This window comes from Sedimenticola selenatireducens DSM 17993 (assembly GCF_000428045.1).
Classification (GTDB): Bacteria; Pseudomonadota; Gammaproteobacteria; order Chromatiales; family Chromatiaceae; genus Sedimenticola; species Sedimenticola selenatireducens.
Genome location: NZ_KE386616.1, coordinates 56,471 through 72,312 on the forward strand (window position 1 = coordinate 56,471; position 15,842 = coordinate 72,312).

Annotated in this window: 15 protein-coding genes; 11 read left to right on the forward strand and 4 right to left on the reverse strand. The window is 55.0% G+C overall.

All coding sequences use genetic code 11. The annotated features are described in order from the left end of the window. Positions 1–456 precede the first annotated feature (456 nt). Positions 457–1,746 carry an MFS transporter gene (locus A3GO_RS0120380; protein ID WP_029134964.1) on the forward strand — a complete coding sequence of 430 codons (1,290 nt, stop codon included), beginning with the start codon at positions 457–459 and terminating at the stop codon, positions 1,744–1,746. Positions 1,747–1,772: 26 nt separating this feature from the next. Next, positions 1,773–2,156, forward strand: coding sequence for a VOC family protein (locus tag A3GO_RS0120385; protein WP_029134965.1), 384 nt, complete (start codon positions 1,773–1,775; stop codon positions 2,154–2,156). On the opposite strand, the gene A3GO_RS0120390 is transcribed toward A3GO_RS0120385, so the two are convergent. Together A3GO_RS0120390 and A3GO_RS24845 are read right to left on the reverse strand one after the other, a co-directional pair. Beyond that, positions 2,157–2,504, reverse strand: a complete 348-nt coding sequence (locus tag A3GO_RS0120390) for a winged helix-turn-helix domain-containing protein (protein ID WP_029134966.1) — start codon at positions 2,502–2,504, stop codon at positions 2,157–2,159. Between the two features lie 85 nt (positions 2,505–2,589). Beyond that, on the reverse strand, positions 2,590–3,855 hold the full coding sequence (locus A3GO_RS24845; RefSeq protein WP_051302723.1) for an MFS transporter: 1,266 nt from the start codon (positions 3,853–3,855) through the stop codon (positions 2,590–2,592). 173 nt (positions 3,856–4,028) lie between these two features. Between A3GO_RS24845 and A3GO_RS0120400 the strand changes: the two genes are divergently transcribed. From A3GO_RS0120400 to A3GO_RS0120420, 5 genes are all read left to right on the forward strand, one after another. Then, positions 4,029–4,922 carry a LysR family transcriptional regulator gene (locus A3GO_RS0120400; protein ID WP_051302725.1) on the forward strand — a complete coding sequence of 298 codons (894 nt, stop codon included), beginning with the start codon at positions 4,029–4,031 and terminating at the stop codon, positions 4,920–4,922. 150 nt (positions 4,923–5,072) lie between these two features. Further along, complete coding sequence (locus A3GO_RS0120405; protein ID WP_029134968.1) at positions 5,073–5,681, forward strand: FMN-dependent NADH-azoreductase; 609 nt, start codon at positions 5,073–5,075, stop codon at positions 5,679–5,681. Between the two features lie 37 nt (positions 5,682–5,718). Next, complete coding sequence (locus tag A3GO_RS0120410; RefSeq protein WP_029134969.1) at positions 5,719–6,276, forward strand: cytochrome b; 558 nt, start codon at positions 5,719–5,721, stop codon at positions 6,274–6,276. 53 nt (positions 6,277–6,329) lie between these two features. Beyond that, the gene (locus A3GO_RS0120415) at positions 6,330–6,908 is read left to right on the forward strand and encodes a YceI family protein (RefSeq protein ID WP_029134970.1); all 579 of its coding nucleotides are present in this window, start codon (positions 6,330–6,332) and stop codon (positions 6,906–6,908) included. Between the two features lie 151 nt (positions 6,909–7,059). Next, positions 7,060–7,788: an MBL fold metallo-hydrolase gene (locus A3GO_RS0120420; protein ID WP_029134971.1), complete on the forward strand. Its 729-nt coding sequence runs from the start codon at positions 7,060–7,062 to the stop codon at positions 7,786–7,788. A 21-nt stretch (positions 7,789–7,809) separates the two neighbouring features. Here the strand turns inward: A3GO_RS0120420 and A3GO_RS0120425 are convergent, their stop codons facing one another. Next, positions 7,810–8,157, reverse strand: coding sequence for a gamma-butyrobetaine hydroxylase family protein (locus A3GO_RS0120425; protein ID WP_037376202.1), 348 nt, complete (start codon positions 8,155–8,157; stop codon positions 7,810–7,812). A 76-nt stretch (positions 8,158–8,233) separates the two neighbouring features. On the opposite strand from A3GO_RS0120425, the gene A3GO_RS0120430 reads away from it, so the two are divergent. The 3 genes from A3GO_RS0120430 (at position 8,234) to A3GO_RS25535 (ending at position 13,709) form a co-directional block, all read left to right on the forward strand. Beyond that, on the forward strand, positions 8,234–8,812 hold the full coding sequence (locus A3GO_RS0120430) for a hydrolase (RefSeq protein ID WP_029134973.1): 579 nt from the start codon (positions 8,234–8,236) through the stop codon (positions 8,810–8,812). 157 nt (positions 8,813–8,969) lie between these two features. After that, a complete protein-coding gene (locus A3GO_RS24850; RefSeq protein ID WP_051302728.1) occupies positions 8,970–10,166 on the forward strand; it encodes a GGDEF domain-containing protein in 1,197 nt (398 codons plus the stop codon). Positions 10,167–10,319: 153 nt separating this feature from the next. Further along, the gene (locus A3GO_RS25535; protein ID WP_169720432.1) at positions 10,320–13,709 is read left to right on the forward strand and encodes a bifunctional diguanylate cyclase/phosphodiesterase; all 3,390 of its coding nucleotides are present in this window, start codon (positions 10,320–10,322) and stop codon (positions 13,707–13,709) included. Between the two features lie 35 nt (positions 13,710–13,744). On the opposite strand, the gene A3GO_RS0120445 is transcribed toward A3GO_RS25535, so the two are convergent. Next, positions 13,745–15,478, reverse strand: a complete 1,734-nt coding sequence (locus tag A3GO_RS0120445; RefSeq protein WP_029134974.1) for a cation:proton antiporter domain-containing protein — start codon at positions 15,476–15,478, stop codon at positions 13,745–13,747. Positions 15,479–15,508: 30 nt separating this feature from the next. Here A3GO_RS0120445 and A3GO_RS26305 point away from each other — a divergent pair, with 30 nt between their 5' ends. Beyond that, positions 15,509–15,730, forward strand: a complete 222-nt coding sequence (locus tag A3GO_RS26305; RefSeq protein ID WP_157606892.1) for a hypothetical protein — start codon at positions 15,509–15,511, stop codon at positions 15,728–15,730. Positions 15,731–15,842 lie beyond the last annotated feature (112 nt).

The following is a 15,842-nucleotide window of genomic DNA, read 5'->3' on the forward strand; positions in this document are numbered from 1 at the left end:
TGGATGGACCATAGCTATCGGTTCCCATCCAAAAGTAACCCTGAAAAGCAGAGTATCCAAATGATGGTCACAAAAATCAGCGCCTTTCTGCGTAATCTATTTGCCTCATTGATTAACGATGTTCCAAAGGACAGTGCACGTTGCGAATTTATCTGCGACAGGCTGGATTGTCCGCCCGAGGTTTTTGAACATTGTAAAAAGAGAAGGGATTACCAGGTTTGGGACCGGGATAACTGAACTGACCACGGCAGGTAGACAGGGTCTGCCTGCTCCCGGGGACAGTGTTTCCCTTTCGCCTCCGCGGTCTGTCTTCGGCCCGTTTCCTGTTAAATTAATTGCGTTTGTAACCGATTGGTCGCTGTTGTGATGATGGTGGTGCAATAGCAGCCGCATCCGTCGGGTTTTTTCCTCCCACAACTCAGGCTATAGTGACGTAAACGTCAACTGGGATAATTCATGAACGCTGTAGCCTTTCCACCACTGCGCCTGGCCTGGATGATCTGGGGCCTTGGTGCCGCACTCTACCTGATCGGTTTTTATCAGCGGGTGGCTCCCGGCGTAATGACCACCGAGTTGATGACTGATTTCCAACTCAATGCGACCGCGTTGGGTAATCTGTCTGCGTTCTATTTTTACAGCTATGTGGCCATGCAGGTGCCGACCGGGCTGCTGGCGGATCATTGGGGGCCCCGGCGCCTGCTGGCCAGCGGGGCGTCCATTGCGGGCCTGGGGACGCTGCTGTTTGCCATGGCGCCGGATGCGTTGTGGGCCAATCTGGGCCGACTGTTGATTGGCGGTTCGGTGGCAGTGGCCTTCGTCGGCATGCTGAAGCTGGCGGGGCACTGGTTGCCGCCCAAGCAGTATTCGCTGGCTTCCGGCATGGCACTGTTCTGTGGTGTGGTGGGCGCGGTGTTTGCCGGGGTGCCGCTGCGTTTGCTGGTGGATGCCTTTGGCTGGCGTCCGGTGATGCTGGTCTCTGCTGTGGTGGCCTTTATCGTCGCCCTGGCTATCTGGCTGCTGGTCCGGGATGACCCGACGGAGAAGGGTTATGCCAGTCATGCTATCGCCCATGATGATCAAGCCGGCCATCAAGACAAGGGCGTGATGGCCGGTATCCGGGCAGTGCTGGGGTATCGCAATACCTGGCTGCTCTATTTCATCCCGGGAGCCGGGGTTGGCAGTGTGCTGACCTTTGCCGGACTCTGGGGCGTGCCGTTTCTCACCACCCACTATGGGCTGGAGAAGACGACCGCCGCCGCCATCTGCTCGGCACTACTGGTCTCCTGGGCGATTGGCGGGCCGGTGTTCGGCTGGCTGTCGGATCATCTTGGGCATCGCAAACCGCTTTATCTGCTGGGCTGCGTGGTTCAACTGGCGGGTTGGTGTGTGGTGGTCCTGGTACCGGGCCTGCCGGTCTGGCTGCTGGTGTTGCTGTTGATTGTGGTCGGTTTCTTTAGCGGTAATATGATTATCGGCTTCGCCTTTGCCCGCGAGTCCGCGCCTGCCCGTCTTGCCGGAACTGCTTCGGGACTGGTCAATATGGGGGTGATGATCGGACCCATGCTGCTGCAACCGGCCGTGGGCTGGTTGCTGGATAGGAACTGGTCCGGGAGCATGGATAACGGGGCAAGGATTTATGGCCTGGAGGCGTACCGCAACGGCTTCAGCCTGATGCTGGCGTGGCTTGCACTGGCGCTGGTGCTGATCCTGTTTACCCGCGAGACCCACTGTAAACAGATCGCCTGATATGGCAGAAGTAAGGAGTGTCAGAGATGTCGAGTCTGGTAACAGGTTTTCATCACGTCAGCCTGATCGTGGCCGATACGGCGCGGGCGCTTGATTTTTACCAGGGGGTATTGGGGCTTACGCTTGATAATACACGTCCCGATCTGGGTTATCCGGGTGCCTGGCTGAATGTGGGAGAGCAACAGATTCATCTCCTGGAACTGCCTAACCCCGACCCGCTGAACGGCAGGCCGTCGCATGGCGGGCGTGACCGCCATTTGGCATGCCGGGTGAAAAATCTGGACCTGTTGATCGAAGCCCTGGACAGGATGGACATTGACTACAGTCTGAGTCGCTCCGGGCGAAGGGCGCTTTTTTGCCGTGATCCTGACCAGAACGCCCTGGAGTTTATCCAGCAGACTGCAATCTGATCATTCGGCGGTTTTCTGTTCTGTCTCGTTCAGCAGTTTGAACAGGGGCCCGGCCGACTCATTCGCCTGTCGTTCCAGTCTTCGGTAATGCTCAATGAGTGCCTCGGCAAAAGGTGTGAGCGATGCACCGCCACCGCCTTTGCCGCCAACGGTGGTGTTTACCAGTGACTGACCCAGCGCCTCCTGGACGGTCTCTATCAGTTGCCAGGCACGGCGGAAGGTCATACCACACGCCTTGCCGGCACCGGAGATGCTGCCGTTATCCGCCACCGACTGAAGCAGGGCGATCTTGCCCGGTCCGATGACTGTGTCATTAAAGCGGATCTGCAGTCGAAGTTTTGTTTTCATTGAGTCGCCCGGGCGAAAACCCTGCTGTTGATTGGTTAAATATCCATGTCTATCCTAATTCAGCCGAAAAGGTGCCACAACCGTGTCAGGTTGATCTCATCGTGTGTGGGTCATCTTGCCGCGGACCGCGCCGATACTCACGGGCAAACCAGATAATGGCGGATGCCTGTAGCAGCAGCGCAAAACCGAATGCCGCCTGGTAGGCGATCTGGGGGTAGTGGCCGGGAGATGTCTGTGGCCAGAGATTGATAATGGCGCCGATGGTGTACTGCAGAATAAAGATGGCGACGAATACCAGCAGGTTCATCGCCGTGTTGACCCTGCCGGCCAAGTGGCGCGGATAGTGTTGTGAAAGCACCGCGTACTGCACAATGCCGGTGGTGCCAAAGAATCCAAAGCCGATCCAGACCGGAAACAGCCACGCGGGTGAGGGACCGATAATAATCAATAGCTGAATGCCTTGAAAGATCAGCATGCCGATGACCGAGAGCAGGATGGGCGGTACGCCGATTCTCGACAGCCGCTCTGCCAATGTACCCATCACCAGGAAGCCGGCCACCATGGCGGTGGCCACCAGAAACAGGCTGTCGGCCATGGCGGCACGCTCCAGTCCACCAATGTCCTGCAACCAGGGTCCGGCCCAGAGACTCTGGATAGAGATGAACGTGGCCTGCGACAGCATGGTCAGGGGGGCGATCATCCAGAAGAATCGGTCGGAAAATATGGCGCGCATGCCCTGCAATTGGGCTTTCAGTGTCTCCTGTTGCCTGACCTCGGTATGGTCCGGTACCAGCAGAAAAATGATAATCGATGAGAGAATCATCAGGGCGGCCAGTAATAGGAACACACCGCGCCAGTCGGTTATCGAGAGGGCGGCCTGGACTGGTGCTGTGGCTGTGATGGCCCCGACGCCGCCGGAAGCGAGAATGACCCCGTTGAGCAAGGGCAGTTTTTGTGGCTCGAACCAGAGGGTGAAGGTCTTGAAGGCGGCCATCAGGCAGGCCGAAACGCCCAGTCCGATTAACCCTCGTCCGATAATCAGATCGCCGGCACTGTCACCCAGGGCGAACAGCAGTGCGCCCGCCGCAGCCACCAGCAGCAGGAGGGATTCGATTTTTCGTGGACTGTAGCGGTCAAGCAGGATGCCCAGGGGAAGCTGGGCAGCGGCAAAGGTAAAAAAATAGGATGCCGTCAGCAGTCCCAGGGTGTCGGCCCCCAGTGAGAGTTCCGCCACCAGGTCCGGTGCCAGGACCGCATTCACTACACGGGCGAGATAGGAGAGGTAATAACCCAGCGCGAAGGGGAACAGGATGCTGAGAAACAGGTGGCGTCGGGTGAGATTGGGGTCCAAGGTTTGATGCCTTCCATTTGTCAGCAGATCAGCCGGACTATGCCATTGCCCGGTGAGTCAATACAAGCTGATGTTAAATGGGAACATCGGTTGCAATCGAAAATAATGCGCAATAATTGCGGGATGCGTTACCGTATTGCCAAACGGCAGTATCAGATGAAGGGCGGATATGTATGCTGGATTTCAATGAAATGGTGATCTTTGTGAAAGTGGTGGAGGCGCAGGGTTTTACCGCCGCCGCAACCAACCTGGGTCTGCCCAAATCGACCGTCAGCCGAAAGATCAGTGAGTTGGAAAGCCGGTTGGGCGCACGTCTGCTGCAACGAACCACACGCAGTGTCCGGCCCACGGAACTGGGTGCACTCTACTACGAGCGTTGTGCCCGGCTGGTGACGGAGGCGGAGGAGGCGGAACGCGCCATCAGCCAGTGTCAGGAGCAGCCGCGCGGTCTGTTGCGTATCACCCTGCCGGTGGATATCGGTATTTCCATTATGTCGGCCGTTACCCGCGAGTTTATGCAGCAGTATCCGGAGATCCGATTGCAAGTGGATATCTCCGACCGTTACGTGGACCTGGTGGGTGAGGGGTTTGACCTGGCCATTCGTGCCGGGGTGCTGGAAGATTCCACCCTGGTGGCGCATCGGCTCTATACCGACCGGATGCTGGTCTGCGCAACACCGGGCTATTTTAAACAGAGGGGGATTCCCCGCTCCCCGGAGGATCTGAAGCAGCATGATTGCGTCGTGTTCTCCGCGCAGCACAGCAGTGAAACACTCAAATTCAGTCGGCCGCGAGGAGAGGTGGTGGTGGAGATTAGCGGGCGAATTGGCATTAATAACCTGAATGCCATTCGTGGGGTCTGCCTGACGGGCGCAGGTATTGGCCTGCTACCGGAACTGCACTGCCAGGACTTGATTGCCACAGGCGAACTGGTCTCGGTGCTGGATGACTGGAGGGTCCGTGAGGGGGGGATTTATGCCGTCTATCCGTCACCCCGGCATCTGACCCCCAAGGTCAGGGCCTTCATCACTTTCCTGGACCGGCATTTCAGCAATCTTCCCCACTAATCAGGTGCTGTCCCTATGGTTCACTGCGCCCCATTTCGGGCTATTGTTCCATATATGGAACATAGTTTTTGAAAAAACCCATCTAATCATGAAATAGAGACAATGCTACGCTCTCCTCCAAGTTGACCAGTTCCCAAGAGAGGGCGTGACATGAACAGAAAACGGCTACTCCACATCGACACCAGTGCCCGTCTGACCGGCTCCGATTCACGCAGACTCAGCGCCCAGTTTGTCCGTCAGTGGGTGGACAACCATCCCGAATATCAGGTCATGGAACGGGACCTGGTCAGTAAACCACTGCCCCATCTGGATGACGCCATGTTGGCAGCCATGATGAGTCCCCCGGAACAACATACGCCCGAGATGACGCGGATCGCGGATCGAATCAATCTGCTGATTGATGAATTCCTATCGGCGGATGCAGTGGTACTGGGTGTGCCAATGTACAACCTGGGCATCCCGTCCACGCTGAAGGCTTACATCGACCATATCGTCATGGCTGGCCGCACTTTCGCCTATACGGACAAGGGCGCGGTCGGACTGGTGCCGGATAAACCGGTATTTATTATTACCGCACGCGGTGGCATGCACAGTGGCGCCAGCACTGATCAGCAGGCCCCCTACCTGCAGACCCTGTTCAATTTCCTTGGCATTAAGCAGGTGAACTTTATCCATTCGGAAGGGCTCAATATGGGGGATGAAATGCGTCGCCAGGGGATCGAAAGCGCCCAGGCAGAGATTGGCCGTTATGCCGCCTGAATCGGGCGTGTGCCTCGAAGGGATAAAGGAAGTGAGGATGAGGTTTGCTAACACCCGACAAGCTTATGGGGTAATCAGTATCGGACTGCACTGGTTGATAGCGCTACTGGTCATTGGTCTGTTCCTGCTAGGCCTCTACATGACCAGTCTCGATTACTACGATCCGTGGTATCAGGCGGCTCCGGATATGCACCGCAGCCTTGGGATTGTTATGGTGGTATTGCTGCTGTTTCGATTACTCTGGCGGCTCATCAGTCCGCTGCCGGAGCCGGTCGGCAACGATCCCCGAATACTGCGGCGCGCGGCTGAACTGGTCCATTGGGGGCTCTACCTGCTGCTGTTTGCCATTGCCATTAGCGGCTATCTCATCTCAACTGCTGACGGCCGCGGTATCGAGGTGTTCGGCTGGTTCACGCTACCGGCGCTGCTTCCGGCCATTGACAATATGGAGGATGTGGCAGGGGAGATTCACTGGGTGCTGGCGGTCGTCATGATGACGCTGGTCGGCGTACACAGCCTGGCCGCGCTCAAGCATCACTTCATTGATCGGGATGCTACCCTGATGCGAATGCTCGGCAGGCCGCGGCGCTCGTAATAATAAGAGTGATTTATTCAAAGACACGCATATTCAATTTCCAAGGAGACAACATGAAAAAACATCTGCTGGTTTCACTTCTGACGATCGCCGGGATCGCACTCGCCGCCCCGGTATCGGCCGAGCGCTATGTCATCGATACCCAAAAGGCCCATGCCTTTGTCCAGTTCAAGATCTCCCATCTGGGTTACAGCTGGGTGCTGGGACGCTTTAACGAGTTTGAGGGGAGCTTCAACTATGACGAGAACAATCCATCCGCATCAACGGTTTCAGTAACGGTCAATCCCGCCAGCGTGGACAGCAATTTTGCCGAACGGGACAAACATGTGCGCGGCAAGGATTTCCTGAAGGTTGATGAGTTCACGACGGCGACATTCAACAGCACCGGCTATGAAGTGACGGGCGAAAACACGGCATTATTGAAAGGCGATCTGACCCTGCGCGGGATCACCAAACCGATTGTTATCGATGTCACCCAGATTGGTGCCGGTAAGGACCCCTGGGGTGGCTACCGCCGGGGTTTTGAGGGAACCACCCGGTTGACCCTGGCGGATTTCGGGATACCAATGGATCTGGGCCCGGCCTCACGCGAGGTGGAACTGTTTCTTTCTGTTGAGGGGATTCGCCAGTAGCGACTGCTTTTACCGTGGTTTATGGGGCCGGCGTGACGAGTGACGCCGGCCCCTGTTCCTGTATTACCCCAAAAATCGGTGGGTTGATCCCCGAACGATTCAGCATCATCTGTAGTCCTATAGGGAACAGCAAGGGAGAGAAGGACAAACCATGCAGATGCGACAGCTTTTTGATAAGACTTCCAGCACTTACAGTTACCTGCTCTGGGACAAGCAGAGCCTGGAGGCGGTGATGATCGATCCGGTGCTGGATCAGTATGAGCGGGATATCCAATTAATAGAAGAGCTTGGATTGATTGTTCGATATTCACTGGAGACCCATATCCATGCCGATCACATCACCGGTGGCGGCATGTTGCGGGAGCGTTTCAACTGCCATGTCGCGGTGCATGAGAACGGGCAGGTTTCCTGTGCCGATGTCTGGCTGAAACAGGGTGACCACGTGCTGTTTGGCGATAATACCCTGAAGGTGCTGTATACTCCGGGCCATACCAATACCGATATCTGTTATCTGGCGGCTGATCGGGTGTTTACCGGTGACACGCTGCTGATTCGTGGCAGCGGCCGTACCGATTTTCAGTCCGGTGATGCCGGGCAGGCCTACGACTCAATCATGGGTAAGCTGTTTGTTCTGCCCGATAATATCCGGGTTTATCCGGCCCATGACTATAACGGCATGACCGCCTCCACCATCGGTGAAGAGAAACGGCACAATCCCCGTCTGGGCAACAATCAGACCCGCGAGGGCTATATCCGCATCATGGATAGTATGGACTTGGAAAAACCGCAAAAGATTGATGTTGCGGTGCCGGGGAATCAGCGCTGTGGTATCAGCGCAGCCCAGGGTATGCTCAATCAGGCCGGAGTCATCAGGGAGTGATTTAGTCTATCAGTCCGGGTCCTAATCCAGTTTGGCTACACGGTCGAGGTGCTCCTGCCAGTACTGCGCCTGGTTGACACCCAACTCATAAAGAAAACGCCAGTCATACAGCCCCGAGTTGTGGCCATCATCAAAATAGAGTTTCAGGGCGTAATTGCCGATCGGCTTGATCTCTTTGAGTATCACATCCTGCTTGTCCAGTACCAGAATCCGGTCTTTACCGAACCGGGCTCTCACCTCCTTGGACGGGGAGAAAACCCGCAGATACTCCCAGGGAAGATGGAAACGCTCGCCGGTGTCAAAAACCACTTCGAGCGTGCGTGATTGATTGTGCAGAATAATATCTGTCGGTTTGGTCTTTGTTTGCATGACGGATAAGATATGGGTCAATTGAGTCAATGCAATAGTAGACCCATCGAGCGTAAACAGGAACCGGAGTGTGAAGATGGAAGAGCGAATTCCGAGCAGGGAAGAGGCATTTCAGTTGTTGGCTACCTACACCAAAACCGAAAGCCTGATCAGACATGGACTGGCGGTCGAAGCAGTAATGCGCTATTTCGCCCGTCACCGTGGTGGTGATGAGGAGCAGTGGGGCATCGTGGGATTGGTACATGATCTGGATTACGAGCAATTTCCCGAGCAGCACTGCATAAAAACCGAACAGATACTGCGGGAACAGCAGTGGCCGGAATCCTATATACGGGCCGTGATCAGTCATGGCTGGGGTATCTGCACCGATGTTGAACCCATCAGCGATATGGAAAAGGTGCTTTACGCCACGGATGAACTGACTGGATTGGTGACCACCACCGCCCTGGTGCGTCCCTCAAAAAGCGTTATGGATCTGGAGGCTAAATCGGTTATCAAGAAGTGGAAGGATAAAAGTTTTGCGGCCAAGGTGGATCGCGCCATTATCGATCGCGGGGCGGCCATGCTCGGAATGGAGAGGCGGGAGCTGATCACCCAGACCATCCTGGGCATGCGGGAGGTGGCTGAACAGATCAACCTGAAGGGATTGTCATGATCAGCCGCTGAAGGGGGCTTCATACAGAGAAAGCGGTTTCTTTATCCAGATCAATTTCACAGGCCGACTCTTCCAATAGAATCGCCAGGAGAATGTGTGTCCATATCTCCTGAAGGCTTGGTTGGCTGATTCAGGGACGGAAGGTTGCCTGTCTAATATGAAATTTCTGGCCAATTCGCTTAAATCAATCTGCTCGGCATTTGGCGTCCACACCTGGGATCAGGCGTATGAGCTGCTTTGTGGTAATCGGCATACCCTGTCCATTCAGCAGCACCGGGGTGAGTTGCTCCTTAACCGCATCTTCTTTTTCGCCTCCACATTTGCTGTGCTGACACCGGCCTGGGTGCTGGTCGACTGGCTGATTTTTCCCTGGCCCCTGTGGGTGGAACTGGCAGTATTGAGATTCTTTGCCGGAGCGGTTTTTCTGGCTATTGCCTGGCAGACCCGGCGTGATGCCAGCCTGATGCGGGCGCGGCTATTGTTGATAGCACTGCTGTTTCTGCCGTACATGTTCTACTTTGTCGCCGATTCCATGCTTTCCGGATATGAGCTGAGCGGCATACAGAGCGCAACGGCCGATATTTACCGCCTGTTGCCATTTGTTATTATTGCCGGCCTCAGCCTGTTTCCGCTGACCCTGATCGAGTTTGGATTCTACGCCCTGCCGCTGCTGGCTTTGACACTCTATTCCGTATTTGCCGTTACCGCGGTTGAGTTGAACGGGGCAATTTCAACAGTCTGGCTGTTCCTCCTGATACTGGGCGTGTCGCTGATTTCTTCACTTAACCAGCTTCGCTATATGATCTCCCTGACCAGTCAGGCGAGCTATGACGTGCTGACCGGTGCCCTGACCCGCCGGGCAGGCATTGAAGCCATGGAGCTTCAATTTCGCCTGGCCAGGATTCGCGGTGAAAATATCTCCCTGGCGTTTTTCGATCTGGATCATTTCAAATCCCTCAACGACTCCCATGGTCATCAGGCTGGCGACATGGCCTTGCGGAAGACCGGTGACAGGATCAGAGAGACATTGCGTAAAATCGATACCGTTATTCGCTGGGGTGGGGAAGAGTTTATTTTGATTTTTCCTGGAGCCGATTGCATCGAAGCCAGGGTGGTGCTTGGCAGGCTGATGCAAGCGGGGCTGGGTAAACGCCCGGATGGGTCGCCGTTGACGGCGAGCATCGGCGTGGCCGAGCTGCGCAAGGACAAGATACGTCACTGGAAGGAGCTGCTTGCCTTGGCGGATTCAAGGATGTACCGCGCCAAGGATGCCGGCCGGGCGTGCTGCCTGGACAGTCATGAGGATGAGCTGCGCTGGGACTGGTGTGCGGATACTGTGAATGAGACCGGCTGAGTATGATTATTTCCCGGACGAGGTCAGGATTGGCTCGGTCACCGCTTATGCAACGCCATCCGTCTGCTGTATCCTTGGATGACTAATTAACCGGGTCTTTCCAAGTGAATGGCCGCAGTTCCAGGCCATGACTTCTTCGCAAGTGGTTCTTACATGACACAACAAAAAATCAACGCAGAAGTTCACCCAAAATTTCACCGAATGAAACCGCTCTCCCGTCTTGGTAACAAATTCAGCCTGGTAATCCTCTCGCTGGTGCTTGGTGCGACGGCATTGATTGCCATGCTCTATGAGCAGACCCAGTATCAGAATGCGATGCAGCAGGCATCATCCACCCTGGAGAATGACGCCCGGCTCCTCAGTGATCATATATATCGTCAACTGGAGAATCTGCGACGCGATATTGACCTGATCAGTGAGACACCACCTGTCCAGGGTATCATACGTGGCGTTCAGGCCAATGGTGTGGACCCCGTGGATAGTTCCACCGTCGATATGTGGCTGGCGCGTCTTGGACAGATCTTCAGTGCCGTTATCAAGAAAAATCCGGAGTATGAACAGATACGTTTTATTGGGATTGCCCATCGGGGTCGGGAAATCGTTCGGGTGAACCGGCATGGTGACGGTGTGATGCTGGTAGCGGATGATCAGTTGCAGTCCAAGGAGGCGCGCGACTATTTTCAGGCCACGATTAAACTCGCCCCGAATCAGTTTTATCTGTCTGATATGGATCTCAATCGGGAGTTCGGGAAGATCACCCCTTTACATGTGCCGACCCTGCGTATCGCCAAACCGGTATTTGATAGCAATGGTGAGCTGTTTGGCATGCTGGTGATCAACCGGACGATGAACTCCCTGTTTGCTCGACTAAAGCAACAATTGCCGGATGGTGTGGGCTTTTACCTGACCAATGAGAAAGGGGATTATCTCTATCATCCTGATATCAATAAACGCTTCGGATTTGATACTGGGCGGCGTTATCGTCTGCAGGATGACTTTCCTTCGTTGAAGAGTCTGTTCAATGAGGAGCAATATATCAATGAGCATAAACTGGATATCACATCGGCAGATAACACCTGGAAAGTGCAATTTCTGCGTATTGCCTTTGATCCGCTGAACGAAGGTCGATATCTGGGACTAATGCTCACCATACCTCATGAACAGATAGTCGCCTTCCACAAAAGCAGTCGGGTGCAGAACATTCTACTCATCTGTGCGCTCGGATTCGTGGTGCTGTTGCTTACCGTGCATTTTTCGCAACGAATTACCCATCCGTTGAAAAGCCTGGCCAACAGTGCCAGACAGATCGCCAGCGGTGATTATGATATCCAGATTCCCGATACGGGCAGCATAGAGCTTGAAGTACTTGCAGATGCATTACGTCATGCAGCAAATGATGTCGGACAAAGGGAGCGTGCACTGGCTCATCTGAATGAAGAGTTGGAGTTGCGCGTTCTGGAACGAACCGAGGCGCTTCGTCAACGTGAGAAAAGCCTGCTTGATGCACAACGCATTGCAAGCCTGGGGGGCTGGGAGTGGCAGACCGAAAAGGACAGGTTTGTCTGGTCGGATCAGATGTATCGCATCTTTGGCCTGTCACCCGAGGCGTTTACTCCCTCATACAGTGCTTTGCTGGAATATGTTCATGCCGATGATCGTGCTGCCGTGATGAATGCGGTCAATGAGCATAAAATCGGCCAGGCGAGATTTGATATCGAGTTTCGGCTGATCCGGTCAGACGGCGCTGAACGCGTGGTTCAGAGCGAAGGCGAGTTTATCCGTAATGGAGAGGGTGATGTTGTAATTGTCAGGGGAACCGCCCTGGATATCACCGAACGCAAGCAGGCAGAGAAACGTTTGCGCCTGTTGGCCAGCGTTTTCGAACACAGTCTCGAAGGTATAACGATCACCGATCCGCATTTGAAAATTCTTGAAGTCAATCCCGCTTTTACCAGCATCACGGGATACAGTGCGCAGGAGGTCGTCGGTAAAACACCAAAAGTACTCAGCTCCGGCTGGCATGATGCTGACTATTACAGTGAAATGTGGCGCAGTCTGAATGATACCGGTCATTGGCAGGGTGAGATGATCGACCGGCGCAAGAATGGGGAGTTGTTTACGGAGTGGCTGACTATCAGCACTGTGTATGATTATCAGGGTCAATTGATCAATTATGTCGGTGTATTCTATGACACTACCGAGAAAAAAGAGGCGGAACAGCGTATTGCGCGTCTTGCCTATTATGATTCGTTGACCCAGTTGGCCAACCGTAGTCTGTTTGGAGATCGCCTGGAACAGGCCTTGCGTCAGTCCCGGCGGAACAACAGCAGCGTTTCCCTGATGTATATTGATCTGGACCGATTTAAAACCGTAAATGACAGTCTTGGTCACAAGGCGGGTGATCTGCTGCTGAAACAGGTTGCCGGCAGATTGCAGGAGTGCGTCCGGGAGAGCGACACGGTGGCCCGGCTCGGCGGTGATGAGTTTGCCCTCATCCTGGAAAATATCGATCAGGTCCAGGCCAGCCATATTGCACAGAAACTGATTCAACGTCTGGGTCGCTCGTTCAGTCTTGAAGGAAGTGAAGCCTTTATTGGTGCAAGTATCGGAATCAGCATATATCCCAATGACGGTACAGACATCGCCTCGCTGATAAAGCATGCCGATATCGCCATGTACCGCGCAAAAGAGCGGGGCCGCAATAACTACCAGTTTTTCCTGCCGGAGATGAACGCCGGAGCCGATGAGCGGCTGTTCCTGGAAAACGGTCTGCGTTACGCTATCGAGCGAAATGAGCTGGAGGTCTACTACCAGCCCCAGGTGCGGCTGGAGGATGGCAAGATCATCGGCGTGGAGGCGTTATTGCGCTGGCATCATTCGGTGCTTGGTGCTGTCTCTCCGGTTCGCTTTATTCCGATTGCCGAAGAGAGCGGTCTGATCAATCAGATCGGTGAATGGGTGCTGGAGCAGGCCTGTCTACAATACCGGGCCTGGGGCGATGTGGTAGACAGCGAATTCCGTATGGCGGTCAATCTGTCGGCGCGTCAGTTTAACAGTAACATTGTGGCGATGGTCGCGTCGGTTCTGCAACGATCCGGGGTTGATGCAGCCAATCTGGAACTGGAGATTACCGAAAGCATGGTGATGCAGGATGCCGACAGTTCCATCCAGTTGCTGGCGTCCCTGAAAGAGCTTGGTGTCTACCTGGCCATCGATGATTTTGGAACCGGCTACTCATCACTCAGTTACCTGAAACGATTCCCTCTGGACAAGCTCAAGGTGGACCGGGCCTTCGTCTCCGATCTGCCGGATAATGAGGAAGATGCCGCCATTGCCAATGCTGTGATTGTGCTGGCCAAATCCCTGGGGCTCCAGGTGATTGCCGAGGGTGTCGAGACCCTGGAACAGATCCTTTTTCTGCATGACCAGGGGTGTGATGAGATTCAGGGTTATTACTGCAGTCGTCCGCTGCCGGCCGATGAGATTACGCCATTATTACGTCAAAAAAAGTGCGCCGTGACTCTTGAGTCAAGCCTGGGGTAGTTCACTATCAACCACCCCTGTTTTTAGGTTCACCATTACCCAACCTTGCCGGGGGACGGGTTAACCTTCTTCTCCTGCTGGACCATCTGGTATCCACCGCTTCTGATTCCATCCATTAACAACTGCACATTGTCCTCGGAGGCACCGACCATTTTCAATGCCTCTGCACCGAGTCTGAGACTGGCCTCAATCGCCTCGGGAAATGCCTGGGTAGCCCCCGCCTTGAGCAGCTGGCCGCTGGCTTCCAGATCCCGGGCGCGGGCAATGACCGGTATGCGGGGATAGGTGTTTCGGAAGTGGGAAACCGCGCGCATCACGGTCGGACCATGGTCGATGGTGAGTACCACCAGGGATGAGCGTTCCGCATGGGCGGCTGCCAGAAGTTCGGGATCGGAGATGTCGCCATAGAGTACCGGGTGTCCATTGGCCGTCCCGCGCTTGACGTGTGCCGGATTGGTGTCAAAGGCGATAAAGGGTATACCGCTGGTTTGTAACAGCGTCGCCACTGTGTGACCGACGCGCCCATAGCCGCCAATCAGCACACTTCTCTCCTCAAGTTCCAACCCTTCCCTGGAGGGTGCACTCGATCCGTGGGAGCTTTTCTCCAGATACCGGGCCAGCCAATCACCGAGACGGATCAACAGTGGGGTGAACATCATGCTGAGGGAGATCACCGCCACTGACATGATGAATATTTCCTCATCGATTACCTTGAGTGCCAGTGCCGAGCCGAACAGCACAAAACCGAATTCGCCGGCCTGGGCTAGCAGAAAGGTAATACGGGTGGCTTCTCCCCGGCTGTAGCCAAAGGCAATGGCCAGCGGGAACAGCACCAACAGCTTGATACTGATCAGAACCACTGTATGCCCGATAAACAGCAGCGGGCGTTCGGTCAGCGCTCCCAGATCAATGGACATGCCCACGGCGACGAAGAACAGACTCATCAGTAAGCCCTTGTAGGGCTCGATGAAGGCGCGTATCTGCATGTTGTAGCTGGAGCCGGAGAGCAGCATGCCCATGATAAAGGCGCCCAGCGCCATGGAGAGTCCGGCCCGGTGCATCATCCAGGCGGCAAAGAATACGGCGAGCAAGACAACCAGCAGAAAGGCTTCCCGGTTGTCGTGGCGCGCCAGCCACTCCAGTGCCATGGGCACGATCTTCAGGCCGAATATCCAGAGCACAGCAAAGATTCCGGCCAGAATCAGCAACTGCTGCCACAGCGGTATGCTGGATGAGATCGCTGTATTGTTCGACAGCAGTGCCACCAGGGCCAGCAGCGGTACCACCGCCAGATCCTGCATCAGCAGGATGGCAAAGGTGCCGCTGCCATGCTTACTGGCCAGTTCCCCCCGTTCCTGCAGCAGTTGCATCACAAAGGCGGTGGATGAGAGTGACAGGGTAAGGCCGATCAGCAGTGCGGTTTGCCATGACTTCACACCGATAGAGACATAGAGTGTAATCGCCAGGCCCACCAGCAGGATTTGCAGGGAACCGAGGCCGAACAGGTAGCGCCGCATCGACCAGAGCCGGGTAGGGCGCATCTCCAGGCCGATGACGAACATCAGCAGCACCACCCCCAGTTCGGTGAAATGGCGCACATCCTCTACATGGGCCGTGACATAGGGGCCGGGCGAGTGGGGCCCTACCACCACCCCTGCGATCAGCAGCCCCAGTATCGATCCCAGACCCAGATGGCGGAACAGTGTTACCGCTACCGATGTGACGGCCAGCAGCAACAGGGCGGAAAAAATGAAAGTATCCAGATGCACAAAATCACCGGTTCTTGAAAACAGACCCTGATGATACCGGTCAATGGGATTGCAGAGAAGGCGATGATCCGGTCAATTCTTTTGATGTTGTCTGTTTTTTTGAAAATTAATCGGCTGCAAGACCGGGTTCGCTCCAGGCTTCTTTGTGTCGTGCGGGGGCTTGCCGCCGGTCTGGGCGGGGTACGGTCTGATCTGCCGGTGGTTGAACAAGCTGGTTATCTTATCAACTATCCAGGACCGGGTGGTCAATAGCAACACCCCGAATAGGATATCTTGATGTCGTTCTGCTCTGTGTTTTTCACGAATGCGGTAAACCACCAACAATACAGATCATTTCGCTTCCCGGAGTGAGTGACGCAAGTAC